Annotated in this window: 19 protein-coding genes and 1 tRNA gene; 6 read left to right on the top strand and 14 right to left on the bottom strand. The window is 54.3% G+C overall.

From position 1 onward, the window contains the following. Positions 1–31: 31 nt before the first annotated feature. The gene (locus E0486_RS19265; RefSeq protein ID WP_262709621.1) at positions 32–154 is read left to right on the top strand and encodes a hypothetical protein; all 123 of its coding nucleotides are present in this window, start codon (positions 32–34) and stop codon (positions 152–154) included. 509 nt (positions 155–663) lie between these two features. Here the strand turns inward: E0486_RS19265 and E0486_RS06305 are convergent. The 7 genes from E0486_RS06305 to E0486_RS06275 are packed head-to-tail and all read right to left on the bottom strand — an operon-like array spanning position 664 to position 10,346. Next, a complete protein-coding gene (locus E0486_RS06305) occupies positions 664–3,816 on the bottom strand; it encodes a type I restriction endonuclease subunit R (protein ID WP_131851301.1) in 3,153 nt (1,050 codons plus the stop codon). A gap of 50 nt (positions 3,817–3,866) precedes the next feature. Beyond that, complete coding sequence (locus E0486_RS06300) at positions 3,867–4,730, bottom strand: hypothetical protein (RefSeq protein WP_131851300.1); 864 nt, start codon at positions 4,728–4,730, stop codon at positions 3,867–3,869. Further along, positions 4,723–5,448, bottom strand: coding sequence for a cold shock domain-containing protein (locus E0486_RS06295; protein WP_131851299.1), 726 nt, complete (start codon positions 5,446–5,448; stop codon positions 4,723–4,725). The genes E0486_RS06300 and E0486_RS06295 overlap by 8 nt, the downstream gene beginning before the upstream one ends. 6 nt (positions 5,449–5,454) lie before the next feature. Continuing rightward, positions 5,455–6,627: a Shedu immune nuclease family protein gene (locus tag E0486_RS06290; protein ID WP_131851298.1), complete on the bottom strand. Its 1,173-nt coding sequence runs from the start codon at positions 6,625–6,627 to the stop codon at positions 5,455–5,457. Between the two features lie 44 nt (positions 6,628–6,671). After that, entirely contained in the window at positions 6,672–7,541 is an 870-nt protein-coding gene (locus E0486_RS06285; protein WP_131851297.1) for a hypothetical protein, read from the bottom strand. 11 nt (positions 7,542–7,552) lie between these two features. Next, a complete protein-coding gene (locus E0486_RS06280; RefSeq protein ID WP_131851296.1) occupies positions 7,553–8,806 on the bottom strand; it encodes a restriction endonuclease subunit S in 1,254 nt (417 codons plus the stop codon). Next, positions 8,799–10,346, bottom strand: coding sequence for a type I restriction-modification system subunit M (locus tag E0486_RS06275; RefSeq protein WP_131851295.1), 1,548 nt, complete (start codon positions 10,344–10,346; stop codon positions 8,799–8,801). The genes E0486_RS06280 and E0486_RS06275 overlap by 8 nt, the downstream gene beginning before the upstream one ends. A gap of 132 nt (positions 10,347–10,478) precedes the next feature. Here E0486_RS06275 and E0486_RS06270 point away from each other — a divergent pair, with 132 nt between their 5' ends. Beyond that, complete coding sequence (locus tag E0486_RS06270; RefSeq protein WP_131851294.1) at positions 10,479–10,835, top strand: hypothetical protein; 357 nt, start codon at positions 10,479–10,481, stop codon at positions 10,833–10,835. 14 nt (positions 10,836–10,849) lie between these two features. On the opposite strand, the gene E0486_RS06265 is transcribed toward E0486_RS06270, so the two are convergent. From E0486_RS06265 to argS, 5 genes are all read right to left on the bottom strand, one after another. Next, the gene (locus E0486_RS06265) at positions 10,850–12,061 is read right to left on the bottom strand and encodes a site-specific integrase (RefSeq protein WP_131851293.1); all 1,212 of its coding nucleotides are present in this window, start codon (positions 12,059–12,061) and stop codon (positions 10,850–10,852) included. A gap of 151 nt (positions 12,062–12,212) precedes the next feature. Then, positions 12,213–12,286, bottom strand: a tRNA-Arg gene (locus E0486_RS06260). Between the two features lie 134 nt (positions 12,287–12,420). Next, a complete protein-coding gene (locus tag E0486_RS06255) occupies positions 12,421–12,669 on the bottom strand; it encodes a hypothetical protein (protein WP_131851292.1) in 249 nt (82 codons plus the stop codon). Between the two features lie 37 nt (positions 12,670–12,706). Further along, positions 12,707–14,659, bottom strand: coding sequence for a glucosamine-6-phosphate deaminase (gene nagB, locus E0486_RS06250; protein WP_131851291.1), 1,953 nt, complete (start codon positions 14,657–14,659; stop codon positions 12,707–12,709). 165 nt (positions 14,660–14,824) lie between these two features. After that, positions 14,825–16,708, bottom strand: a complete 1,884-nt coding sequence (gene argS / locus E0486_RS06245) for an arginine--tRNA ligase (protein WP_131851290.1) — start codon at positions 16,706–16,708, stop codon at positions 14,825–14,827. A gap of 166 nt (positions 16,709–16,874) precedes the next feature. Here argS and E0486_RS06240 point away from each other — a divergent pair, with 166 nt between their 5' ends. Beyond that, entirely contained in the window at positions 16,875–17,378 is a 504-nt protein-coding gene (locus tag E0486_RS06240) for a GtrA family protein (RefSeq protein WP_131851289.1), read from the top strand. 183 nt (positions 17,379–17,561) lie between these two features. Here E0486_RS06240 and E0486_RS06235 read toward each other — a convergent pair whose 3' ends face one another. Then, positions 17,562–18,965, bottom strand: a complete 1,404-nt coding sequence (locus tag E0486_RS06235; protein ID WP_165917215.1) for a DUF4403 family protein — start codon at positions 18,963–18,965, stop codon at positions 17,562–17,564. Between the two features lie 1,045 nt (positions 18,966–20,010). Between E0486_RS06235 and dnaK the strand changes: the two genes are divergently transcribed. Further along, entirely contained in the window at positions 20,011–21,921 is a 1,911-nt protein-coding gene (gene dnaK, locus E0486_RS06230) for a molecular chaperone DnaK (RefSeq protein WP_131851287.1), read from the top strand. A 191-nt stretch (positions 21,922–22,112) separates the two neighbouring features. On the opposite strand, the gene E0486_RS18775 is transcribed toward dnaK, so the two are convergent. Beyond that, complete coding sequence (locus E0486_RS18775) at positions 22,113–22,262, bottom strand: hypothetical protein (protein WP_165917214.1); 150 nt, start codon at positions 22,260–22,262, stop codon at positions 22,113–22,115. A 144-nt stretch (positions 22,263–22,406) separates the two neighbouring features. Between E0486_RS18775 and E0486_RS06225 the strand changes: the two genes are divergently transcribed. After that, entirely contained in the window at positions 22,407–25,097 is a 2,691-nt protein-coding gene (locus E0486_RS06225; RefSeq protein WP_131851286.1) for a 4-alpha-glucanotransferase, read from the top strand. A gap of 1 nt (position 25,098) precedes the next feature. Next, entirely contained in the window at positions 25,099–26,130 is a 1,032-nt protein-coding gene (locus E0486_RS06220; RefSeq protein ID WP_131851285.1) for a dipeptide epimerase, read from the top strand. Positions 26,131–26,194 lie beyond the last annotated feature (64 nt).

Genomic DNA, 26,194 nt, shown 5'->3' with positions numbered 1-26,194 from the left:
TTATAGCTATTTAATCCAAAAGCTGGAGACGATGGTTTCACTCCTTGACGAATACCTGAAGTATGCTTACCTGAGCGGACACTCCATTCTCTGCCACCCGTCCACCAAACGAACGGCCATGAAAAGGGCCGATGGAAGAGTCAACCACCCCTGACTACCGGTGACGTGAAAGTCCTTGTATTACTAGTTGTGAGAGCCTTCCACATTATGTGTACAGTTTGTGGATGCCGGCATACCAGAACGGACGGATCTTTGGGAAATAATCGGTATTTTATATATGAGAGGAGCTTCGTGCTCCAAAAGCGGTGGAAGCAGACTGGAACTAAGGCCCGATCACCACCGGGAAGAGCTGAAAGGGAAACAATCACATGTGATGGCTGTCCTGAGAGGGGTGTCGTATGGCTCACCCCGGGGTATGGACTGAAACAGTCACTACAGGTCCTTCAAAAGAATCCCCTGCGCTGGTTTATTCAATGGTAAACAGTGCGGAAACAAAAGTCAACCACGCGTCTGGATCACTGGATTTTCCGGCTTGGGGTAACCCTCTTTTATAGTAAAAGCGGGTTTACCGTCTAAATGCTCCTCATCCCATAATAACACTCCTGTTATGGGGGGTTAGGGGGGCATTTTGGGGGTCTTAATGAAGAACCGAGTGTGCCCCCCCTATACCAGATCTGCTGCATGGAGTTCCGCCTGCTCGAGCACAGTTTCAGTGGCTCTGGGCTCGTCGTCAGGCGGATACTTATGAAACCGTAGCACCCGCTTAACTTCAAGCTTTACACGGTCCTTCGCGGACTGCCGGACCGTCCAATCCAACGTAGTGCTCCTTTTAACACGAGAAACCAGCTCCCGCGCAATGATCATCAGCTTTTCATCCCCTATGAGCTCCAACGCTGACTTGTTGACCCGCAAGGCATCATAGAAAGCCTTCTCGGTTTCCGTCAGGCCTAAGTCTTGGCCGCGTTCTGTTTCTTTATTTACCTCTCCAGAGATTTCCAGCAGCAACTCGATCATCTCTAGGGCGGTAATAGCTTTCCGGTTATACCGGTTGATGGCCTCGGTCAGCTTTTCTGAGAAGTTTTTAGTAGCCACGATGTTCCGTTTGAACCGGATCTTTATCTGGTCGGAAAGGAGCTTCTTCAGCAGTTCCACGGCTACGTTCCGCTGCTTCATATTACGGACTTCGTCCATGAACTCATCGGAAAAGATTGAAATCTCCGGTTTTTCGAGACCTGCCTGATCCAGCAGGTTAACAATCCCGTCTGCAGCTACGGCCGCTTCCACTAGATTGCGTACAGTACCTTCAAATTCCTTCCTCCTCTGCCCGGTTACTTGGGTATCGAACTTAGCCAGACGTGCTCTAACGGCCTGAAAAAACGCCACTTCTTCGGTGATCTCTTTGGCTGCCGGCTCCGCCTTAGACAGAGCGTACGCTTTACTGAGGGCCGTGACTTCTTTCAGGTACCGTTCCTTTCCGTTCTCCAGTGAAAGGATATGATCTTCAGCCTCCAGGATAATGTTCATCTTTCTCCCTACAGGGGATGTGAAGTACTCAGGGTATTCAAACCCATGGTACATCTGCTGCACCACTTCAAGCTTGGTGAGCATAAAGGCCACGGCCTCACTAATATCTGCGGCGATATTTCCCTTGCCTTGACTTTCCGTATAGACTTTAAGGGCAGCTTTCAGGTTGCCGGTTACCGGTACGTAGTCCACCACCAAGCCACCCGGCTTTGATCCGAAAACCCTGTTGACACGGGCTATGGCTTGCATAAGGTTGTGTCCTGACATGTCCTTGTCCAGGTATAGGGTGTGGAGTACGGGAGCGTCAAACCCAGTGAGCCACATGTCTACCACGATCACCATCTGAAGGGGATCATTCGGTTCTTTCAAACGAGCCGCGATCCTGGAGCGTCCTTCTTTGTTTCGTATATGAGGTTGCAGGAAGGCATCATCCGACGAACTGCCGGTCATAATGACTTTGAGGTTTCCGGCGGTGTCATCCTCACTGTGCCAGTCCGGACGGAGGCTGACCATCTCGTTATAGAGCTTTACCGCTACGTTCCGGGACATGGCTACAACCAAAGCTTTCCCTTTTAAGGTTTCGGTGCGGTCTTCAAAGTGGGTGATGATGTCCAGCGCAACGGCTTCCATCCGCTCCTGGTTACCGACGATTGCTTCCATGCGGGTCGCTTTCTCCACCGATTGCTTTACGATGTACTCAGGCAGGCCTTCGGCCACATGGGAAAGCCGGTCATCCAGTTCCTCCACGAAGAACTGGTCCAGTTTCAGCTTCGCAAAACGGTTCTCGTAGAAGATAGGTACTGTAGCCCCGTCCCGGACGGCCCGCTCGATGTCGTAGATGTCTACGTACTCACCAAATACGGCTTTCGTGTTCTTATCTGCTGCCTCTACTGGGGTTCCGGTGAAGCCTACAAAAGTGGCGGCCGGCAGGGCATCATGCATGTGCTTGGCAAAGCCGTAGGAGACCTCGGAGCCGATCTCCTTACCCTGATCGTCCTTGTAGGTCCGCACTTTAGCCTCAAAGCCGTACTGGGTCCGGTGGGCTTCATCGGCTATTACGATGATGTTCCGACGGTCAGATAGCAGCTCAAACTGGCTGTTACCTTCCTCGGGAAGGAACTTTTGAATGGTCGTAAAGAAGATACCGCCTGACTGACGCTGTTTGAGTTCCTTTACCAGGGCTGCGCGGCTCTCTATCTGAACGGGCACCTGCCGGAGCAGCTGCTTACAGTTGGCAAAGGTTTCGAAGAGCTGATCATCCAGGTCATTGCGGTCAGTAATAACGACGATAGTGGGGTTGTTCAGGTGTTTTACCAGTAGACCGGTAAAAAACACCATGGAAAGACTTTTACCACTACCCTGAGTATGCCACACAACGCCACCTTTTTTGTTGCCGGCTTCCGAGCTGGCACGCTGGGCTGAAAGAACAGCCTTCTTCACCGCGTAATACTGATGATAGGCAGCAACCTTCTTCATTGTGCCAATCTGAATCGTCTTTGTTTTAAGATCCTCATATTTATACTGTTCAAAAACGATGAAGTTGAGGAACATATCCAGCAGGGTACCGGGGTTGAGTAGCCCCTCCATCATCACCTGCAGCTCACTTGTTTTTCGGTCGGCGGTCGTCTTCCCATCCGCCGTCTTCCAGCTCAAAAACCGGGAAATGTCGGAAGTGATTGTTCCGACCTTGGCTTCAAGACCATCGGAAATGATTTCCAACAGGTTATAATGGAATAGGGAGGGAATCGCGGCGTGGTACGTTTGAAGCTGCTGGTAGGCTTTGTCGATGGTGGCGTTCGGATCAGTAGCGTTTTTCAGCTCCATCACCACTACGGGGATGCCGTTAAGGAAGATCAATACGTCGGGCCGCTTGTTTTGGCCGTTCTCAATAATGGTCATCTGGTGGGTGACAACCCAATCGTTTTTACCAGGGTTGTGAATATCCACCAGCCACACTTTCTGTGTGCGTTCTTCACCCTTCTCCATGAATGTCACGTCCACGCCTTCAGTGAGCAGCTTTTGAAAGTAGGCGTTGCAAGATACTAGGTCACCGTGGGCATTGACCCGCTCCACTTCTTTGATAGCCTGCTGAATGGCCGTGATAGGAATGGTAGGATTGTGAGCCACTACGGCTTGCTGCAGACGGTCTTTCAGCAGCAGCTCCTGGTAGGATGTTCGCAATGAACCCGCAACATCTGGGTCAATGGATTCAGGAGTCAGGTATTTGAAACCATCTTTTGATAGGGCCTCAATGACCCATCGTTCAATATGATCTTCGGATATAGAGCTCATGTGGTACAGGGGCTGGCTTAGATGATCAAGTGGCTTTTTCGTTTGTGATTCTAGTTGTCATTTTCTTGGTTGTCAACCGTATGGAACTTCAGGATGTTCTCCCATACTTTTTCTTCCTCATAGTTCCGTAACTCGTTTATGAGATAATGGGTGGCTTCTGCTTCAGGAAGGATGCTCCGGGTCCAATACAATAACTTCTGCAGATCGGTTAGCTCCGGAGATACCTTTAAAAACCTATACAGATCAGTGCATCCCTTCTGTTTAAAGACACGCTGATATTCAGACTCCCAGCTTTGTACGACCCTGCTCTGTTTACTACACACACCGCATATATACCCCACTCTCGATGAGACAAGGTAATTTTTCGAGTTTTGTGAGCAGCTGTGGACGATGAACGGGCTTACGTCAAGGTCCTTCAAGATGTTCTCTCTCGGATTGCTTTCAAGATAAAGGGAATTGCGTTCCATTACGAAGATCCTGAAGCTCAGGGTCCGGCGTAGTGGGGTCTTTGGTGAAATTGTCATGTTCGCATTGTATCGGAACCTGCCCGCCACTCTATTTACTTCGGCTTCATCAGTCAAGTAGACCTCATTACTCAAATTGTGAGATGAGACTAAACAAAGAGCGGATAAAACCAAATAGGTGGCCGTGGTCTGCTCGTAGTTCTTCGAACGAACCTGTGCCGAATTATGGTCAGACGCCCACCCGAACTCCTTAAAAAGAACTGAATTATGAGGGGCATCCGGCACCTCGTTCAGTAGCTCTAGCAGTTTAAGTTTTTTCTCGTAGCAATTGAGTAGGTGTAGCATCTTTTCGCTCTCAAAGTCTCTGGATATAAAGCCAGAAAGCTCACTGAGAGCGTGTTGAACCAGCCGCTCGCAAGTTTCGGTAAAAGGGCTCAGCTGATCAGGCATCTAAGGTGGTATTTAGTGGTACACCAGCAGGATGTACTGCAATCATTGAATCAGCTGCCATATGGACATTGACAAGCACTTCCTGACCCTTCTCAAAAAAAATAGCCTTTGGTAGCGTTTTCTTTCGGATGACACACAAGGGTAGGCTTTTCAGCTGAACAAAATATACATCCTTGTTCTGTCCAGAAATACGAGCTGGAAGTTCAGCTTCCGCTTCCAATGCTGCTTTTACTTCAAGAAAATCAGGATGGAACGCCGCATCAGTCAACTGAGCTTTTGCGGCCCCCTTTGCGGAAACAGTCATGGTGACGTCAACCAGTTGATTTTCTCGAGCTTCATATTTTTCCGCCACGTTAATCTCGTAGACGCCTGGGCCCTTCATTGGTATCATCATCTTTTCAGGCATTACCTTGAAAAACCAAGAGCCGTTTATTCTTTTTAAGTATCCCCTTTGAACAGGCTGTAGTCGTAAACGTTCAATGAGAGCTTCCCATCGCTCATTCCCTAGAACTTCCTGGACCACGGCTATTTTTTGACCCGGGTGTGTTTTGTCCTCTACGAGATTAAAGACTACTTCATCTCCCTCCTTAGGAGCCGCTTTCCGCTCCTTTCTCGGGTTTGACGTGTCCACATGAAAGAAATATGACTCTTTGCTCTCCTGTGATTCAATGAAACCGTAGAATTTTTCCTTGTTGTAAAAGGTGACGATACCGTTCATAGTTTATCAGAATGGAAGATCTTGAATATCATCATCAGGGAGTTCAGGTGACGATGCCGAACCTGCTATAAACCTTGCCCGCTCCAAGAGTTCATCAAACGTAAGGATTTCAATATTCCGGCTATCCCTACGGAAAAGCTCAAAAGTTCGTCGTTTTATTTCCCGTTCTTCGGGATTGGACGCGTCATTCAGTTCCTTCCACCGTCCGATCACCAGAATCACTTTGGGATCGTATGCTGACTGATCGTTCAGCTCACCGCTAGGAAGGTACTTTGTGTTCTTTACTTTCTCCGTACCCGCAGCTTTCTGTTCAAGAATCTGTGAAACCGCCCAGAAAAGTTCATTTGACAATCTCCACGACCCACTGCGGTTTTTTGAGGAAAACAGGCTGGTGCCGGGTCTTTTCAGTTCGACAAAAACGGTGAATCTCGGATCGCCCATCCAAAAGTCGGTGATTACCCCGCCTGACCCATCGAAACTAGGATTAGATAATAGAGCTTCGGGTTGGATGATGCCTAGGTAGCGGTAATCAAGGCCGTAGCCAAAAATCCATGGGTTATTTTTCAGAAAGTGTTGGATTACCTTCTCCTCTTGGTGATCACTGACTCCTTGCTCTCCTGCATACACTCTCCAGTAGTCATCCTCGTTGACAAGCCGATCAAAGGTGTTCAGGCTCCTTTTTCGGTATCCTGTATTGACTATGTCCCGAGAGGTTACGCAGTCCTCTTTTAGTAATGTTTCAAGAAAGTTCGTAGCGTCGCGCCGTGAACAAAGAGCCCGAACGGCTTCTTCCACCTCTGGGTCAAAATCGTTGAAGGTGACGGGAACTCGAAATCTGCCAGTGAGGTTTTTTAAGTCAGCTGATGTCAAGAACTCCAAAAACTCACAGATCCCTTTCGTACTGAGGCCAGTCAGAGAAATTTGTTGTACTGTTTTACCGTTATCGAGTTTGGTCAGCTCAATTCCATTGATCTCGTTGTTTGAAGAAATATAGGTAGCCCTGACTACTATACGGCTGGTAACGTTTATCGTGAATCCGGTTTCTTGCTCCGTTACTTCATCGAATGCCCGCCGGAAATAGCTCCCAATGCCGTTCTTAAACCTGTTTCCATACACGAAACCCTCCCGTAGGTTCTGGAGGAATTCATCGTTCGTGTTATTTGAGCCAAGTGCGGCCATGAGTCAGTTGGTTTGGTTACAAGGTAGGAAACTTAAACTGCATTTTATTTTGGACGTCTTCCCGGGATGATCTCCGGAACGATGAAAACATTATCTCTTTTAGTCGACACGATCCCCGCATCCGACCAGTGTCCCAGATCCGTCCAGATCTCCTTGTTACGATGCCGCCCGGGTTGGTGCATCTCGTTGTAAATACCGTTCAGCAAGTCGGCTTCCTCATTGTACCACCCGTATTCAAAGAGCTCTCGAAAGATCGTGGCCGCTTGAGCCCGCTCCTTTCTCCCAATGCTCTCCAGCCGCTTATTTACCGCCTGATCAACCCGCAAAGCTGCGTAGGTATGGGCGTGTCTGTCGATCTGCTTTAGGAGCTCCTTTTTCAATTTGCTAAAATGGTATTTATAGAGCGGCTCACGTTCAAAGACCTCGTTCCGGCTAACGAACATCTCTACTTTGTGGTAAAAGAGGCCAAAATTGACGATGTAGGTTTCGGCCAGCAGCTGTCTCTGAGCGGCGTTAATCGGAAGGTGGCTTAGCAGCGGCTCAAGTACATCATAAATGGCTGTCTCGGTGATCCAGATACCCCACCACTGTTCAAATTCACTCTGGTCGGGCCGGTAGAAGAAATGAAAAGGAAGGTACAATGCCAGGATCTGACCGTTATGGGTGAGCATCGGTATTCCATCTTCACCCGGCTCGATCATGTCATCCAATGTCTTGCCTTTGACTGGTACTAGTGTCTCGGCTTGCGGCCGCGAGCGTAGGACTTTTACTGGCCGCGCGGAACTGGAAGGCCGCTCGGATTCGGTTCCATCATCAATGAAAAACGGTAGGATATCTGAGAACTGCAGGTATTCTGGCAGCTTCTTCGGTTGGAAAATATCAGGATAGCTTTCGTAGAGATGGTGGGCCTTCATCGTATGGAGACTTAAGCGGTTTCAAGTATTTGTTCTGCAGCTTCTACAACACGGATTTCCCCCGACATAAGTTTAGGTAAAATCAGATCTCGGGTACCAGCCAGTGTCTTTATCTGCTCGTTATTGGCCTCTATCTTCTTCTGATGATCTCCGCTGATGGTATTAAAATGCGTCAGTCGCTCACCATCAGGCAAACTAAAAGTACAGCGTTCCAGTCCCTCAAGAGAAAGCATGTTTACCGTCGACCCGTTTGTAGCTCCAATCACTTGGTCCCGCATCGGTGAATGATTAAACAGGTGGTAAAGAAAGGCGGGGGTAAGTGCATTGTTCTTCGGCACAATCCGGTAAACGTGTTGACTGAAGATTGCTCTTTCCCCGATACTCCTTGGGACGATAGCGGCGTGCCCAATCAGTCGGTGCTCATGCCCCTGCTCGGTATTTGTCACGAACACATCTCCTGGGAATATCAGGTGGCGTTCTTTGAAGTCACCATTATAGTATTTGGTACCAGACTCCTTAAAATGGCCACCTTCAAACACTGAGTTTAGATTGATCATTGGCACGGCCAAAAGATCAGATTGTTCGGTTAGCCCTGCCCCCTTATAGCTCAAACCTCTAAGAATTGTGGTCTGCTCCCCAAGCGTCGTCGTTAAAGTTTCGTCAAGTTCGTTCACCACAAACCACTGCCGAAACAACGTCTCCGCTAGCTGCTCCAGCGTTTTGTTCTGGTGTTGAAGAATTTCTATTTTGTCGTCGAGGCTAGATAGAACTTCAACTATTAAATCCTGAGTATCAGGGTCAGGTAAATCAACGGGTATTTTTTCTACTATTTTTCTTTCTGAGATATTTGGTTGGACCGATCCGTGAGATGCAGATAAAAGATGATGCTGACCTAACTCCGATGTCAAGAAGTACTTGAGAAATTGGGGCCGAACTAAAGAGGTGTCAGGCCTTAGTATTAATAAAGCTTGGCTAATAATTCCTTTAGGGTCACTATTTGAAATCGTAGATATTCGTCCGACTGTACCTGAGCAGCTAATAATGAGATCATTAGGTTTTACCTGAAACCGTGAAAGCTCACCTAGCTTCTCGTCATCAACAAAAAAACGAAATTTTCTATGTCCATAGATTGCATGCATCTGTTCGTAAACAGGTGTCCCAGAACTCTTCATGTCATTACGTTTAAGTGAGGATCCAAACGGCCCTCTTATATACCCTTTGGCTCCAAGGATTTCACCAAGCGTTGTCTCTCTCCATTCACCCATTAGAATAAGGTTTTAAGAGTGATAGGTTTCGAAGTATTCGGTCATTCAGTTCGTACTCCTTCTTTATTTCGAACTCCAAGGACCGTTTAAGCTCTGAAAATTTTTCATCAAAATTGAAATCATCCTCATCATCTGGTAAGCCAATGTAACGTCCAGGGGTTAGAACATAGTCCATCTGTGTAACGTCGCGAAGGCTGGAACTCATACAGAATCCGGGAATATCCTCATAATATTCTCGCTCATTGAGCCAGTGGTGATAGGTGTCCGCAATCCTTTGAATATCTGTGTCAGTAAATTCACGCGTCCGCCGGTTGATCAAATGTCCCAGATTCCGGGCATCAATGAACAGAATCTGACCTTTCCGCTTCCTGTTTTCATCCCGGTTCAAAAACCAAAGACAAGCTGGGATCTGCGTGTTTAAAAACAGCTTCGTGGGAAGGTTTACAATACAATCAATAACGCCGGCTTCTATCATGTTTTTCCGGATCTCGTATTCTCCACCCGACTTTGTTGTTAATGCTCCTTTTGAGAGAACAACACCCGCCTTTCCTGTGGGTGATAGGTGGTAAAGCATATGTTGGAGCCAGCCGTAGTTCGCGTTCCCTGTTGGTGGTACGCCATACTTCCACCGACCGTCATTCCGAAGCAGTTCTCCACTCCAGTCGGAAATATTGAAGGGCGGGTTAGCAATGATGAAGTCGGCTTTCAGGTCAGGGTGGGCGTCCTTCAGAAAGCTTCCTTCAGCGTTCCACTTCACCTGCTCTGGATCAATGCCGCGAATAGCTAGATTCATCACGGCCAGCCTCCACGTAGTCTGGTTGCTTTCCTGTCCGTAGATGGTGATATCGTCGATCCGGCCTTGGTGCTGCAGCACAAACTTCTCACTCATCACGAACATTCCCCCGCTGCCACAGCAGGGGTCATATACTTTACCGTGGTCAGGTTGGAGCATTTCAACAAGGAGCTGCACCACGGAGCGGGGCGTATAGAACTGTCCGCCCTTGCGTCCTTCCGCCAATGCAAACTGGCCGAGGAAGTACTCGTACACGACGCCAAGGAGGTCTTTTTTTCGGGCCGCTTCATCTCCTAGGTTAATGTTGTTGATCAGGTCAATCAGCTCACCCAGTACCATCTTATCCAGTTGCGGGCGGCCGAACTGCTTGGGCAGCACACCTCGGAGTTTGGGATTTTCCTTTTCGATGAGGTCCATGGCGTTATCTACGTCCTCTCCGATGGTCGGCAGCTTGGCCCGGCTCACCAGGTGGCTCCAGCGGGCATGGGGAGGAACGAAAAACACGTATTGGGAACTATACACCAGCTTGTCTTCCGGATCATCGTAAGCGTGCTCGCCCTCCTTATTCAGGATCGTCTGGTGCAGCTCCTCAAAGGCATCACTCACGTATTTGAGGAAAAGGAGGCCGAGAACGTAGTGTTTATATTCTGCGGCGTCAATATTCTTCCGGAGCTTATCGGCAGCCTGCCATAGCATCTGCTCAAAGGGTTTCTGCTCCTGGGTTTTCTCTTTCTTAGCTCGAGCCATTGGTTTTGGTCTTTGCGTAAAGATATGTTTCTCAATAAATTTCGAGTAGTTCCAATGCTTAGAATAACATGATTAGGTTTAGAACCTTTGCATTGAGGACAGATCTAATTACCTTGGTCCAAACTAACTGTCATGTTGAAACGAGTAAGTTGTACCGTACTGTTCCTCCTTCTTGTAACCGTCTGTTTTGCCCAGGACGATGAGGACCACCTTTCAAAAGCCGAATTACTATGGGGCATAAAAGCCGGAGCCGTGGTTGGAGTCATCGGCTTCATTCTTCAAAATATCAAGGCTATCAAGGGGCTCGGAACGGGACTTTTGTTCCTAGCTGCTTTTCTGGCCGGCGTCCCAATTCTGATTTTGATCCTTGAGTTGGTAAGCACGATCGTGAGTTTTGCATTCAAAATAGCAATCTACCTGGCCATAGCAGCCGCCGTAATCTGGGTAATATCACAGATCTACACATACTTTGCTGGTGAAAAGAAGTAGGGCAGCTGCGGCACCTACTTCTTTTTGTCATATATCATTACAAGAACCTGCTCTGTCAGGTTTTTTCGTTGGTAGTTTACTAACTGTCGGCTATAGAGCTCCGTGGTTTTCACAGACGTGTGTCCCAAGGACTTCTGTACGTCGTAGATGTTTCCCCCTGTAGCCTGAAGAGCCATGTCCGTAAAGGTGTGTCTGGCTACGTGGGTGGTGAGCTTCTTACAGATGTTCGTATACTTGGCAAGTTCCCGTAGGTACTTGTTCACCATCGTCAGCCGGCTGTTTACCACGATCTCATTTACCCGCTTCTCTCCGTTCAGCAGCGGAAAGATGTAGGGGCCGTTCGAAGGCTGGCGGTCTATGATCTCTTGTAATGGGGGCGTTATCGGTACTGCCATGTGCATCCCGGTTTTGGTTTGCCGGAACACCAGGCATCCATTCTGAATATGCTCCCGCTTCATCTGGATGATATCGCCGGCCCGGCTGCCCTCCGCTAAGAAACATGCCAGGAAGACGTCCCGGGCCAGCAGCAGCGTAGGTATTGTGGGGAGCTCTGTGGTAAAAATCCGCCGCAGTTCGTCCAGCGTGAGCTTTTCCTTGGTGTTGTCCGTGTATTTCAACTGGAGCTGGTCAAAGGGATTCCGGTCCGTGTAGGCCCCGTGGCGGATAGCCTCGTTCAGAATGGACCTGATCACGCTTAGGTTCGCTGAAACAGTATCTTCTGAGTTCTTCAGCTCAGAGCGGAGGTGGTTACTGTACTGCTGAAGGAAGGTGTAATTGATCCTGCGTATTGGAAGATCTTTTCCCACGTAGTCCCGCAGCTTGCTGAGTACTGCTTCATACCGGCGAAGGGTGCCGAGCTTTCCCCGTCCTTTGATCTCCGCTAGCTTGGTACGGTGGGCAAAATCAAAGAAAGACACTACGGAGCCGGAAGCGTTCTCTAGTTCATGCACCACGTCTTCCAAAACTACGTCGGCTGACTTTTTTAGCAGCTCTGCGTAGACATTGGTCACGGCCCTGAGTTTTTCCGATAGGACAGCGTTGTATTCCTGGTACAGGGGATGCCCCCGTTTTACCAGCTGTTTGGCCTTGTCCCAATACCGGCTTTCCACTTTAATCCCGGTGCTGATCCGTTTCATCCTGCGGTTTTGGGTAAGCCGGACCAAGATGCTTTGTTCTCCATTGGAGCCCTTGCTACTACTAAGTTCCAAGGCAAAAGTGATGTTCATGTTTCAGTAGAATTTTTGGTGAACACCGGTTACTGAAACAGTACTGAAACAAGTAGGGAACTGGGGACGTGTCGGTCTCTGCCACTCTAAGCGTAACCGCTTGATTTAGAGCATAAAAAAAGAGTCCTACTTTTCAGTAAGACTCTCTTCGTGACCGCGTCAGGATTCAAACCTGAAACCTTCTGATCCGTAGTCAGATGCTCTATTCAATTGAGCTACGCAGCCATTCCCGATTGGGAGTGCAAATATAGGGCGGCTGACTGCAAAAAAACAAATCCGGCCGAAAAAAAATTGGAAAAAACTTTTTATCGGGCCGAACTATTCCGCTCAAAGTCAAGTCCTTAGCGGCCTGCAGCCCGTCAGTCTTCTTTGCGTACTGTCGTTTCTGTAGTGGACTTTGTTTTCGTACCGCTGCTCCGCTTCTTGTGCCGGTGCACGGCGTTGTACGCCTTGTCCTTTACCGTCGTCTTCGGCTTTACTTTCGTTTTCGTGGCCGTGCCGGTCGTACTATCGTACGTCGTTATTGCGGTCGTTGTGGTTGTCGACTGCGCACCAGCGCCGGCGGCGCCGAACAGCACGATGCCCGCCATCAGGATCCATTTCTTCATACTCTTTTTTTAATGGGTCTCACAATGATGGTGCCATTCAAAAGTCCCAGCGCTTGAAGGCTTCGAGTGCCGCATAGCGGGTGAGCCCGAGCTGTGCATACGCGTCGGCGGTGTGCGCGTTGCGTTCCTCGGCACGCTGCCAGAACTCGCGGGCGTCGTCGCCCTGGAAGGGTACGATATCCTTTTGCGACTGGTGCATAAAAATGCCGTGGCGCTTTTCGAGCACCTGGCCGGGGCTCATCGGCACCGCCATGTCGATCTCTTCCACGTCCCATTCCTGCCAGGCGCCTTTGTACAGCCACAGGCGGCAGTCGCCGATCCAGCCGGCGCCGGACTCTTTCAGTTCCTTCAGCGCTTGCAGCACCACGTCGAGGCACACCTTGTGTGTGCCGTGCGGGTCGGCGAGGTCGCCGGCCGCGAATACCTGGTGGGGACGTACCGTCTGCAACAGCTCTTTGGTGATGCGTACATCTTCCGGTCCCATCGGGTTCTTTTCAATGGTGCCGGTCTCGTAAAAGGGCAGGTTTTGAAAATGCACCTGGTCTTCGGGAAGGCCTACATAACGGCAGGTGGCGCGGGCTTCGCCGCGCCGGATCAAACCCTTGAGGGAGCGGATGAGCGGCGAGTCGAGGTCGTGCGGTCCCTTCTGGGCGAGGTAAGCGTGCACCTCCTGCAGCGCCCGGCCCGTTTGCTCGTTCCCATCGCCGGCAGCCGCTTCAAAACCGGCAGCGAAGTCGAGGTGGCGCAGCAGGAATTCGTCGGTCACGGCTATGTTGCCCGAGGTCTGGTAGGCTACGTGCACCGTATGGCCTTGCTCGTGGAGGCGGCGGAATGTGCCGCCCATGGAGATGATGTCGTCGTCGGGGTGGGGCGAGAAGATAAGGACGCGCTTCGGCCAGGGCTCCGCCCGCTCGGGGTGGCTGGAGCCGGCGCCCTGCTTGCCCCCGGGCCACCCGGTGATACTGTCGCGGAGGGCGTAATACACTTCCAGGTTAATGGTGTAGGCATCGCCGCGGTCGGCGAGCAGGTCGCCGAGGCCGGCTTCCGTGTAGTCCTTGTTGGTCAGCCAGAGCACGGGCTTTCCCTTTTCCAGCGCCAGCCGCACCACGGCGCGGCGCACGGTGGCGGAGGTCCATTCCACTTCGCCCGCCAGCCAGGGTGCGCGCAGGCGCGTGAGCTCCGCGGCGGCGGCGGTATCCACCACAAAGCGGCAGTCGGGATGCTGTTGCAGCAGCGAGGCGGGCACCGACTCGGAGGGCTGGCCTTCCACGGCCTGGCGTACGATGCGCGCCTTCCCCGGCCCCCAGGCGAGGAGTATGATCCGCCGGGCCTGCAGGATGGTGCTGAGCCCCATGCTGATGGCAAGCCGCGGCACCTGGCCGGGGTTGGCAAACTCGTAGCTGTTGGCCATGCGCGTGCCCGGCTCGAGGTTCACGAGGCGCGTCCGGGTGTGCAATCCCGAGCCGGGCTCGTTGAAGCCGATATGGCCGTTGTGGCCGATGCCCAGCAACTGCAGGTCGATGCCGCCAGCCGCCGCGATGGCTTCCTCGTAGGCCGCGCAATGCGCGCGTACCGCCTCCTTCGGCAGCGAGCCGTCGGGGAGGTGGATGTTGGCGGGGGCGATGTCCACCTGCTGAAACAGGTGGCGCTGCATGAACTGGTAATAGCTCTGGTAGGCCGTGCGGTCGATGGGGTAATATTCGTCGAGGTTGAAGGTGACGGCGTTTCGGAAGGAGAGGCCTTCCTCGCGGTGCAGGCGCAGCAGCTCGGCATACACTGCGATCATCGTGCTGCCCGTAGCCAGCCCGAGCACGCAGGAGCATCCTTCCGCAGCCCGCTGCCGCAGCAGGGCGGCAATGGCAGCTGCCGCTGCCCGCGCCCCTTCGTCGGGCGTTGCATAAACGGAGACGGGTATGCGCTCGAAGGTGTCGGGGCCGGCCCCGGCCCCCTGTCCCCCGAGGGGGGCACTTAGATCGAAGTTTCCTTTCATATGGATCTTTCCTTGGTTCCATTATAAAGCTACGGCCCGATCGCAAAGCGATCGGGCCGTAGTGAATAAAATGAGGAAAGATTTGAATGGATAACGATGATCAGCCGAAGCGCCCCCTTTCGCCGGCGGCCAAAGCCTTTGGCGATGGACTCGGGGCGCAGGGGGCTACATCCGCTCCGGCACCCGGATGCCGAGTAGCGCCATGGCGGCTTTCAGCACGGCGCTGGTGCGCTGGCACAGCTCGAGACGCAGCGCCTTCTTCTCCTCGCTTTCGGCATTAAGTACCGAATGTTCGGCGTAGAACCCGTTGTAGGTCTTCGCAAGGGTGAACGCGTAGTTGGCGATGACCGACGGATTGTATTCCGTTGCCGCCTGCTGCACGGTGCCCGTATACTGCTCGATGAGCAGCAGCAGCTCCTTTTCTTTTGGCAGCAGCGTACCCGACGCGTTCGCCGCAAAGCGGAAGGAACCCGCCTTGCGCAGGATGGAGCGGATGCGCGCATGCGTGTACTGGACGAACGGACCGGTGTAGCCCTGGAACTTGATGGTCTCTTCGGGGTTGAAGAGCATCTTCTTCTTCGGGTCTACATGAAGCAGGAAGAACTTGAGCGCGCCGAGGGCGATCGTTTCAAATAATTCCGTCAGCTCGCCCGCGCCGAACTCTTCGAGGTTCTTGCAGTGCTCGCGGGTTTCTTTTTCGGCCACCTGGACCATCTCGTCCACGAGGTCGTCGGCGTCCACTACAGTGCCTTCGCGGCTCTTCATACGGCCCGTAGGCAGTTCCACCATGCCGTAGGAGAGGTGGTGAATACCATCGGCATAGGGGCGTCCCAGTTTCTTCAAAATCAGCTGCAGCACCTTCATATGGTAGTTCTGCTCGTCGGCGATCACGTAGAGGCTCTGGTCGTAGGGAAACTGCTCGTATTTCTGCTGGGCCAGACCCATGTCCTGGGTGATGTACACCGAGGTGCCGTCTTTGCGGAGCACCAGCTTTTCATCCAGCCCCTCGGCCGTCAGGTCGATCCACACCGAGCCGTCGGGCTTGCGGAAGAAGACGCCTTTGTCGAGGCCTTCCTGCACGATATCGCGGCCGAGGAGGTAGGTCTGGCTTTCGTAATAGGTTTTGTCGAAGTCGGAGCCGATGCGCTGGTAGGTGGCGTCGAAGCCGGCGTACACCCAGCTGTTCATGCGCTTCCAGAGATCGATCACTTCGGGCTTTCCCGCTTCCCAGTCCACCAGCATCTGCTGCGCCTCGCGCATCACGTGCGTGGCGGCGCGGGCGATCTCTTTAAGGCCGTCGAGCGCTTTCTGTGCGGCCTCGCCCTTGCGGTCGCCGTTGGCCCAGTTCTTATAAATGGCTTCGGCTTTCGTGCGCTGCGCTTCGTCGAGCGCGTCGAACTTACCGTTCTTGAGGCGCTCGAAGATGGGCTCCGTTTCCGCCTTCAATTCATTTTCAAACAATACGTAATAGTGACCTACGAAGTGGTCGCCCTTCATGCCGCTGCTTTCCGGCGTCGCTCCGTTGGCCAGCTTCTGCCAGGCGATCATGCTCTTGCAGATATGGATGCCGCGGTCGTTTACGATGCAGGTCTTGAGCACTTCGTTGCCGGCGCCCTTGAGGATCTCGGCCACGCTCCAGCCCAGGAAGTTGTTGCGCAGGTGGCCCAGGTGCAGCGGCTTGTTGGTGTTGGGAGAGGAGTACTCCACCATCACCTTTCCTCCGCCCGTCGTAGCTTCAGCGAAGGCGGGTTTGCTCAGGAAATCCATCAGCACGGCGTCGGACAGCGTCAGGTTGAGAAAGCCTTTGATCACGTTGAAATTCGTAAACAGCTCCGGCGATTGCTTCACCATATAGGTGCCCAGCTCCGTGCCCAGCGCTTCGGGGGCTTTACGCAGGCTCTTTACAAGGGCGAAGAGCACCACGGTGAAATCGCCCTCGAACTCGGGCTTCGTCTGGCTGATGGAAATGGCGTCGGCCGTCACGTTCGCCCCATACAGGGCGTTGATGGCGGCGGCGCTGGCTTCTTTAACACGGGCTACAAGGCTCATCTTCTTTCTGGAAATTAAGCCGCAAAGATAATCTGCTGGTGGGGATAATCTGCGAGTCTGCTAATTGTGAGCGCCTTGCCCGCGGCAGATCGTTGCCGCTGTTGGTAAAGAATAAAGTAGTAGCAGATTTCCACATTAGCAGTTTAGCACATTAAATTCGCGCTTCATGAAACAGGCACATTATAAGGTCCGGGCAGCGATCCTGCGCTTTATCGACCTGTTCTACCCGCCCTTCCGGCGCCTGATGACGGTGCAGATGTTCCGCTACGCCGCCTGCGGCGGGGGCAATACCGCCTTCAACATCCTGCTCTATTACCTCACGTATCATTACGTGCTCCACGAGTCGGTGGTCGACTTCGGCTTCTGGGCCTTCGAGCCGCATACGGCGGCGGTGTTCCTGTCGTTTTGCTGCACCTTTCCCATCGGCTTCTACCTGTCGATGTTCGTCGTGTTCCAGGGCTCGTACCTGAAGCGGCGCATCCAGTTGTGGCGCTACTTCCTGGTGACGATGGCCTGCCTCTTTCTCAACTGGCTCTTCGTGAAGATCTTCGTGGAAGTTTTTCATTTTTACCCGACGCCTTCCTACATCACCACCGTCGGTATCGTGGTGTTATTCAGTTACCTCGCGCAGCGGTTCTTTACATTTAAAGGAAATAAAGCATTGGAGTAGGCCCCCTGTCCCCCGAAGGGGGCACTTAGTTCCTGTATTCCTACAATAGCAGTCTTATCAATAGATGTAGATAGAAAATCCCCGCTGCTGGCGGGGATTTCCGTTATAGTATTTTCAAAGTTAGAAATAGCGCGATCTCGAAAATATGCTCCACCTAAGTGCCCCCTTGGGGGGACAGGGGGCTTAGAGGTTGATTTCGTTCACCACCACCGCCAGCTTCCCCGCGCAATTCGTCCGGATCTTCAGGTGGTCGGGCAGCGCCCAGAGGCCGGTGATCTTGAGGTCGCTTACCGAGCCCGCCCCCTTGATGCCTTTTGTCCATTCCTTATTGAGCCATTCGTTGATGGTCTTCGCAGCCGAGTCGTAATAGGGCTGCATCGGGAAGGTGGTATACTTCTGCAATTCGGTGGTGATCTTTTTGCTGAACAGCCACTTGGCCGTTTTGAGCAACACGCTCTTTGTTTGCAGGTCGTACTCCAGTTCCTGCACTTCAATGGTCTTTTGCACCGCATCGTAAATGGGCTTGCCGATAAAGACGGCCGTGCCGTTGAACGACCCCGAGAAGTCGAGCTGGAAGCGCAGGTTGCCGCTCGTGTCGGAAGTGACGCGGACGCCTTCCACCACGATGTATTTTTTAAAAAGGCCGTCGGAGATGTCGAAGCGCTTGTGCAGCATGTATTGGTTCATCACCTGCGACATCGAGTCGTATTGCAGGGCCGCTTCGAGGTAGATGTTGAAACCGCCGGGATGGGCGGCGTTGCTCAGGTTTGGCACCGGCGTGCTGGCCTCGCCGGGGCGCACCAGGCTCACCACGGGCGTGGCGGAGATGCCGATCGAGATGTGGAGCAGGTCGTTCTGGGCCGAAATGTTTTCCATGCGAAGGCGTTTGGGGTGAAGCGAAAAGAAGCCTGCACCAGGAATTGCATAAACCGTGCTGAGCTTATTCCAGGCTTGTTGCAGGTAGGGGCGGAGGTTGACCACGCCGAAGGAATCTTCCAGCTCCTTTTTGGAAGCGTCGAGCTTGGCGCGAATGCCGTCGATGACGGTGGAAGTAACGTCCTGGCCCCAGAAGCAGACGGTGCATTTGTCGAGGGCCTGGGGCTCGGGGCGCACGATCTTCGTCAGCAGGCGGTAGTCGGCCTGCAGGCTGAAGGTGGCTCCGAAGCCGATCAGCACGCGGCGCTCGCTTTCGGAGATACCGCAGGAGCACTCGGGCGTCCAGGGGCTCAGCACCGTGCCTTTGACGCAGGCACGCGAGGAGCCGATGATCTTGTAATAGCCGGTAAACTGCAGGTTGAACGCCGTGCCGGATGCCGAGAAGCGCAGCGGCGAGCGGCGGAGGTGGTATTTATAGCGCGTGGCACAGTCGGGTTGTACCCAGCCCGCCGGCCAGCCGGGGGAGGCAAAGGCGGTATCGACCTTTTTTTCCGCCAGCGCGAACAGGGGGCGGAGCTTGATGGTAATGGGAATGTCGATGTCCGACTCGGGCAGCGAATCGAGCACGCGGCGGGCAGAATCGGTAAGTCCCTTTTGCGCAAAAGCGGAAGCGGTCAGCAATAAAAGGAAGGCGGTCAGGAGGCGTTTCATCGGGTGCAAAATAGGAAGAATGGTAAAGACGCACCATGTGCGTCTCCCTGACCACCGCACCATGTGCGTCTCCCTGACCACCGCACCATGTGCGTCTCCATGACCACCGCGGGGTGATGATCCGCCGGTAGGCGTAAACCGACCGCCTGTAGCGGTACAGCAAGCACCTGCACGCATAAACGGAGCGCCTGCACGCGTAAAGTGGCCGCCTGCACGCATAATCCGACCGGCAACGCGCTTAAATGAATCACCAACACGGACTCCTGGACCATCGACGCGCATACCTGTACCATCGACGCGCTTTCCTCGACCACCAACGCGCTTACCTCAACCATCAACGCGGATACCCGGACCATCGACGCGCTTTCCCCGACCCGCAACGCGGACTCCCCGACCATCGACGCGGATACCTGGACCACCGACGCAGCCCCGAATCCTTCACGTACCACCTTTTTCTCTTCTTTTCTTAGAGACTGTCTAAAATTAAGTGGTTGATTACCCGATGGTAAGTACTGCCTCGAAGAGGCAGCATGTTGGTAGCCCCGGGTATAACCCGGGGTAGCGTGAGCCGGGGTGAGCAGGCGCGCCCTGTAGGGGCGCCACTTTATCCCGGGGGCTTAAGCCTCCGGGAGGGCCTGTTCTACGCGGTGGCACCCCTACAGGGTGCGCGGTTAACCTACCCGCATTTAACCCCGGGTTGCACCCGGGGCTACCGATATTCCGTCCCTTCGGGACGGTTCGCTACTAACGCACTTTCAACGAATCATTTTTAGATAGCCTCCTAGCGTCCCGATGCTTCGGGACCGAAGCTTATTTACCTTCCTGTATCTTCCAACCGGCAAAAGGGCGCCTTCCCGAAACCCATCCTTCGGCTGCGCCCAGGATGACAGAGCTCCGCGCAGGATGACAGGTTTTTTCAAGCTCGGCCTGACAATTGTCACCCTGAGCGCTAGTCGAAGGGCGAAGCCCTGACAAAATTGCATAATCTGCCGCCGGGGCATAATGATTGATGCTACAGGGTGAATTCTTAAAAACAGTATACGCAATGGGAAAGATTATCGGTATAGACTTAGGTACGACCAACTCCTGCGTGGCCGTGATGGAAGGCAATGAGCCCGTGGTCATCGCCAACGACGAAGGCCGCCGCACGACCCCCTCGGTAGTGGCGTTCCTCAAAAACGGCGAGCGCAAAGTGGGCGACCCCGCCAAGCGCCAGGCCATTACCAACCCGCAAAACACCATCATGAGCGTGAAGCGCTTCATGGGCCGCCGTTTTGACGAAGTTTCCGAAGAGATCAGCCACTGGAGCTATAAAGTAGCCAAAGGCGACAACAATACCGTCCGCATCGACATCGACGGACGCCTCTACACCCCGCAGGAAATCTCCGCGATGGTGTTGCAGAAAATGAAAAAGACGGCCGAAGACTACCTCGGCCAGGAAGTGACCGACGCGGTGATCACCGTGCCGGCCTACTTCAACGACGCCCAGCGCCAGGCCACGAAAGAAGCCGGGGAGATCGCCGGTCTCAACGTGCGCCGTATCGTAAACGAACCTACGGCCGCAGCCCTTGCCTACGGTCTCGATAAGGGCGGCAAAGACCACCACATCGCCGTGTTCGACCTCGGCGGTGGTACCTTCGACATCTCCGTGCTCGAGCTCGGCGAAGGCGTATTCGAAGTAAAATCCACTAACGGTGACACCCACCTTGGCGGCGACGACTTCGACAAAGTAATCATGGACTGGCTCGCCGAAGAGTTCCGCGGCGACGAGAACGTAGACCTCCGCAAAGACCCGATGGCGCTCCAGCGCCTGAAGGAAGCGGCCGAAAAGGCCAAGGTGGAGCTGTCGTCCTCTTCGGAAACGGAGATCAACCTGCCCTATATCACCGCTATCGACGGCGTGCCCAAGCACCTCGTGAAGAAGCTCACCCGCGCCAAGTTCGAGCAGCTGGCCGATACCCTGTTTGCCCGCTGCCTGAAGCCCTGCGAGCAGGCCCTCAAAGACGCCGGTCTCAGCATCAGCCAGATCGACGAGGTGATCATGGTGGGTGGTTCCACCCGCATTCCCAAAGTGGGCGAGATCGTCGAGAAATTCTTCGGTAAGAAGCCCAACCGCGGCGTGAACCCCGACGAAGTGGTAGCCATCGGCGCCGCCATCCAGGGTGCCGTACTCACCGGCGAAGTGAAGGACGTGCTGCTGCTCGACGTGACCCCGCTGTCGCTGGGTATCGAAACGATGGGCGGTGTGATGACGACCCTCATTCCCTCCAACACCACGATTCCTACGAAGAAGTCGGAGACCTTCTCCACGGCTTCCGATAACCAGCCCGGCGTGCAGATCCACGTGCTGCAGGGCGAGCGCCCCATGGCGACGCAGAACAAGAGCCTCGGCGTATTCAACCTCGACGGCATCCCGCCGGCACCCCGCGGCGTTCCGCAGATCGAAGTGATTTTCGACATCGACGCCAACGGCATCCTCCATGTAACGGCCAAGGACAAAGGCACCAACAAGGAGCAGAAGATCCGCATCGAAGCCGGCTCGGGCCTGAGCAAGGAAGAAGTGGAAAAGATGAAGGCCGAAGCCCGCGCCAACGAGGCCACGGACAAAGCCGAGAAAGAGCGCGTGGAAAAGCTGAACTCTGCCGACTCCCTCATCTTCCAGACCGAGAAGCAGCTGAAAGAGTTTGGCGATAAGGTGCCCGAAGATAAAAAGGCACCCATCGAAACGGCCCTGACGCAGCTGAAGGACGCCCACAAGAGCCAGGACCTCGGCGCCATCGACACGGCCATGGCTGCGCTCAACGCAGCCTGGACGTCGGCTTCCGAGAGCATGTACAACCAGGCAGGCGGTCAGCCCGGCGGTCCTGATATGGGCGGTCAGCCCGGCGGCCAGCAAGGCCAGCCCGGCGGCGGCTCTGAGAATGTGACCGACGCGGAATTTGAAGAAGTGAAGTAATAGCTGATTTTAGTGAAAGACCCCGGCGATCCCGCTGGGGTCTTTTCGTTGGTAGCTTTTCGTTGCTATTTACGCGGCCGGGGCCCTTGAAACCGTCGTTGCGGGGAGAGGGAGCGACGCAAAAAGCCCCGGGAAACCCCAGGGCCTGTATCTTAAAACCAGACATCAGAAATCCGACATCCGGAATTCTCTTAAATGATGTCCATCGCCAGCACGAAGAACGTGGTCACGAAGGGGATAATGAGGGTCAGCCACTCCCAATGCAGGAAGATGGCGGCGAGCAGGGCGGCGGTGGAGATGAAGAACAGGAGCCAGTAGATGCCGCGTTTAGAACGTTTCACTTCCATCTGAAAAAATTTTGGCAAAAATAGGGGACGGGCTGCATTGGGCCGAATCTTATTTTCGCCTTTTCCACGTCCCCGCCCTTTGCTATTTTCGCAAACATTGTGTGCGCCGCACACATTATTTGACCAACCAACCTATTGATGAAGATCGATTTTTACCTGCGCTTCCAAACCCGCTACGGGCAATCGCTGGCGTTGTCGGGCAACCTGCTGAGCCTCGGTGCCGGCGAACCCGCCGCCGCCCTCCCGATGCGCTTCCTGAACAACGACTTCTGGCACGCCTCCATCGAGGTAGAAACCGGTACTGCCGAACACCTGCACTACCATTACCTCTACACCAATGAGCACGGAGAGATCATTGCCGATGCCGAGCAGCACCGCAGCGTGGCGCTGGCCAAAAAGGACGCAGAGCAGCTCGTACTGATCGATACCTGGAACTACGCCGGTGAATTTGAGAACGCCTTTTATACGGCGCCTTTCACGGATGTTTTCTTCAACGGCGCTTCCTCGCCCCGCGTAAAGAAGGCAAAGCGCTATACCCACCAGTTCCGCGTCAAGGCGCCGCTGCTGCAGGCCAACGAGTGTGTGTGCCTCCTCGGCGACGGCGAAGGCCTCGGCAACTGGAACCACGAAACACCTGTGCTGCTCGAGCGCAGCGGCGAATGGTGGACCGCCAGGCTGGACCTGGGCGACGCCGTGTTTCCCCTGAGCTACAAGTACGGTGTTTATAATTTCAAGAAAAATCACTTTATCTGTTACGAGGAAGGCGACAACCGCCTCCTGCACAGCCAGGAAACGCCCGAAACCCTCACCATCCTCCACGACGGCTTCCTGCGGCTGCCCAACACTTCGTGGAAGGGCGCCGGCATCGCCATCCCCGTGTTCTCGCTGCGTTCGCAGAACTCCTTCGGTGTTGGTGAATTTGCCGACCTGAAACTGCTGGCCGACTGGGCATCGGGCGTAGGCATGAAGCTGATCCAACTGCTTCCCGTCAACGATACGTCGGCCACCTTTACCAAAGCCGATTCCTATCCGTATGCGGCCATTTCTGCCTTTGCCCTGCACCCGCAGTACATCAGCCTTGCCCGCGTTGCCGGCAAGAAGGGCGCCGCATCGCTGAAGTCGCTCGCGAAAAAGCAAAAGCAACTCAACGCCCTCGCCGAGATCGATTACGAAGAGGTGATGAAGATCAAGATGCAGGTGCTGCGTGAACTCTTCGAAGCCGACGGCGACGAGTTTACCAAGGAAGCGGCCTACAAGGAATTCGTAGCGCAGAACAACCACTGGCTCAAAGCCTATGCTACCTTCAGCCAGCTGCGCGACAAGTTCGGTACCTCCGATTACAACCAGTGGAAGACCAACAGCGTGTACGACGAAGCCGAGGTAGACCGCCTCGTGACCAACCGCTCGCGCACCGGCAAGGAAATCCGCTTCTATTACTTCGTGCAATACCACCTGCACCTGCAGCTCCGTGAAGCCGTTGAATACATCCACAAGCGCGGCATCGTGGTCAAAGGCGACATTCCCATCGGCATCTACCGCTACAGCGTGGACGCATGGCAGGAGCCGGGCCTGTACCATATGGACTGGCAGGCCGGCGCACCGCCCGACGACTTTGCGGTGAAAGGTCAGAACTGGGGCTTTCCTACCTACAACTGGGACCGGATGCAACAGGACGGCTTCCGCTGGTGGAAGCGCCGCTTCGAGCAGATGTCCAACTATTTCGACGCCTTCCGCATCGATCATATCCTGGGCTTCTTCCGCATCTGGAGCATCCCGCTCGACGCGGTGGAAGGCATCATGGGCCGCTTTATCCCGGCGCTGCCCATCCGTCACCACGAGTTTGGCGAACGCGGCATCTGGTTCGACTACGACCGCTACTGCCGTCCCTACATCACCGACGCCGTGCTGGCCGAGGTGTTTGCTGACCGCGCCCAGTTTGTAAAAGAGCATTTTGTGCAAAGCAATGTCCGCGGCGGTTACGACCTGCTCGACGCCTACCGGACGCAGCGCAAAGTGGAAACTTACTTTGCCCAGCAGGAAGCTACTCCCGACAACGAATCGCTGAAGCAAGGCCTCTACGACCTGGTGTCGAACGTGCTCTTTTTCGACGAGCCCGGCTCGAACGGCACGAATTATCATTTCCGCATTTCGATCGACAGCACGACGTCTTTCCGTCACCTCGACGAAGGCACGAAGGGCCGGTTGAAAGAACTGTACGTGGATTACTTCTTCCGCCGCCAGGACGAGTTCTGGAAAGGCGAGGCCCTGCGCAAGCTGCCGGCCCTGAAAGCGGCCACGCACATGCTGATCTGCGGTGAAGACCTCGGCATGGTGCCCGCCACCGTGCCCAGCGTGATGAAGGACCTCGGTATCCTGAGCCTCGAGATCCAGCGGATGCCGAAAGACCCGAAGACCGAATTCTTTCATCCCAAAACGGCGCCCTACCTGAGCGTGGTGACCCCGTCCACACACGACATGAGCACCATCCGTGGTTGGTGGGAAGAAGACCGGGAACGCACGCAGCGCTTCTTCAACGAAGTGCTGGAGTCGCCCGGTGCGGCACCGTATTTCTGCGAAAGCTGGATCAACCGCGCCATCATCCTGCAACACCTCTACGCGCCGGCGATGTGGAGCATCTTCCAGCTGCAGGACCTGCTGGGCATGAGCGATACCCTGCGCCGCGACAACCCGGCCGAGGAGCGTATCAACCAGCCCGCCGACCCGAAGCATTACTGGCGCTACCGCATGCACCTGTCCCTGGAGCAACTGCTCAAGGAGAAGGAATTCAATACGGAGCTCCGCGAATACATCACCAACAGCGGTCGCTGATATGCGTCTCTGGTACCGCACCTACGAGCTGCCTTTCCGTGATCCGTTTACGATCTCGAAGGGCACCAAGACGCATCAGCCGACCCTCATCGTGGCCCTGGAACACCTGGGCCACGTTGGTTTTGGTGAAGCACCGGCCATCACGTATTACAACATCAGCACGGAAGCGATGGTCGCCGACCTCGAGCGCAAAAAGGTGTTCGTTGAAAAGTTCGCCTTTACCGAGCCCGAGCGCTACTGGCATTATTTGCATCACCTGTACCCGGCCAATCCCTTTCTCGTTTGCGCCCTCGACATCGCCGGCTGGGACCTGTTCGGGAAAATGAAGCGCAAGCCGCTGCAGGAATTCTGGAAGCCCGAAGCGCCAAAGCGGCCCATCACCGATTTTACCATCGGCATCGACAGCACGGAAAAGATGGTGGAAAAGCTGCGCGCCCATCCCTGGCCCCTGTATAAGATCAAGCTGGGCACCGACCGCGACATCGAGATCGTGGAAGCCCTGCGCCGCCACACCGATGCGCCCTTCCGGATCGACGCCAACGCGGCCTGGACGTACGATGAGGCGGTGGAAAAGATCCGCGTCCTCGCCGGCCTGGGGGTAGAACTCGTGGAGCAGCCCCTTGCCAAAGACGACTGGGACGGCATGAAGCGCCTGGTGGATGCATCGGCGCTGCCGTTGATCGCCGATGAAAGCTGCGTGGCGGAAAGCGACGTGGAAAAGTGCGCCGGCCATTTTCACGGCATCAACATCAAGCTCACCAAGTGCAGCGGCATCACGCCGGCCATCCGGATGATCCGTCGCGCGCGCGAACTGGACCTCGGCGTGATGATCGGTGCGATGAACGAAAGCACGGTGGGTTCTGCTGCCATTGCGCACCTGGCCTGCCTCGCCGACTATATCGATGCCGACGGTCCCTTGCTGCTGAAGCAGGACCTCGCCACCGGGCTCGAATACGGTGCCGACGGTTTGATCATGACGAGTGCAGAACACGGGCTGGGCATCCGGTTCAACCCGGAGCCTTACGAGAAGTAACACGCAGAAAACGCGGATAACGCAGTTCATTGAATGACATAAGAAAAGCCATCGCAATGCGATG

The organism is Flaviaesturariibacter aridisoli (assembly GCF_004343705.1).
GTDB classification, from domain to species: domain Bacteria; phylum Bacteroidota; class Bacteroidia; order Chitinophagales; family Chitinophagaceae; genus Flavisolibacter; species Flavisolibacter aridisoli.
Note: the sequence above shows the minus strand (reverse complement) of the source record. Positions and strands in the feature narration are given on the sequence as shown.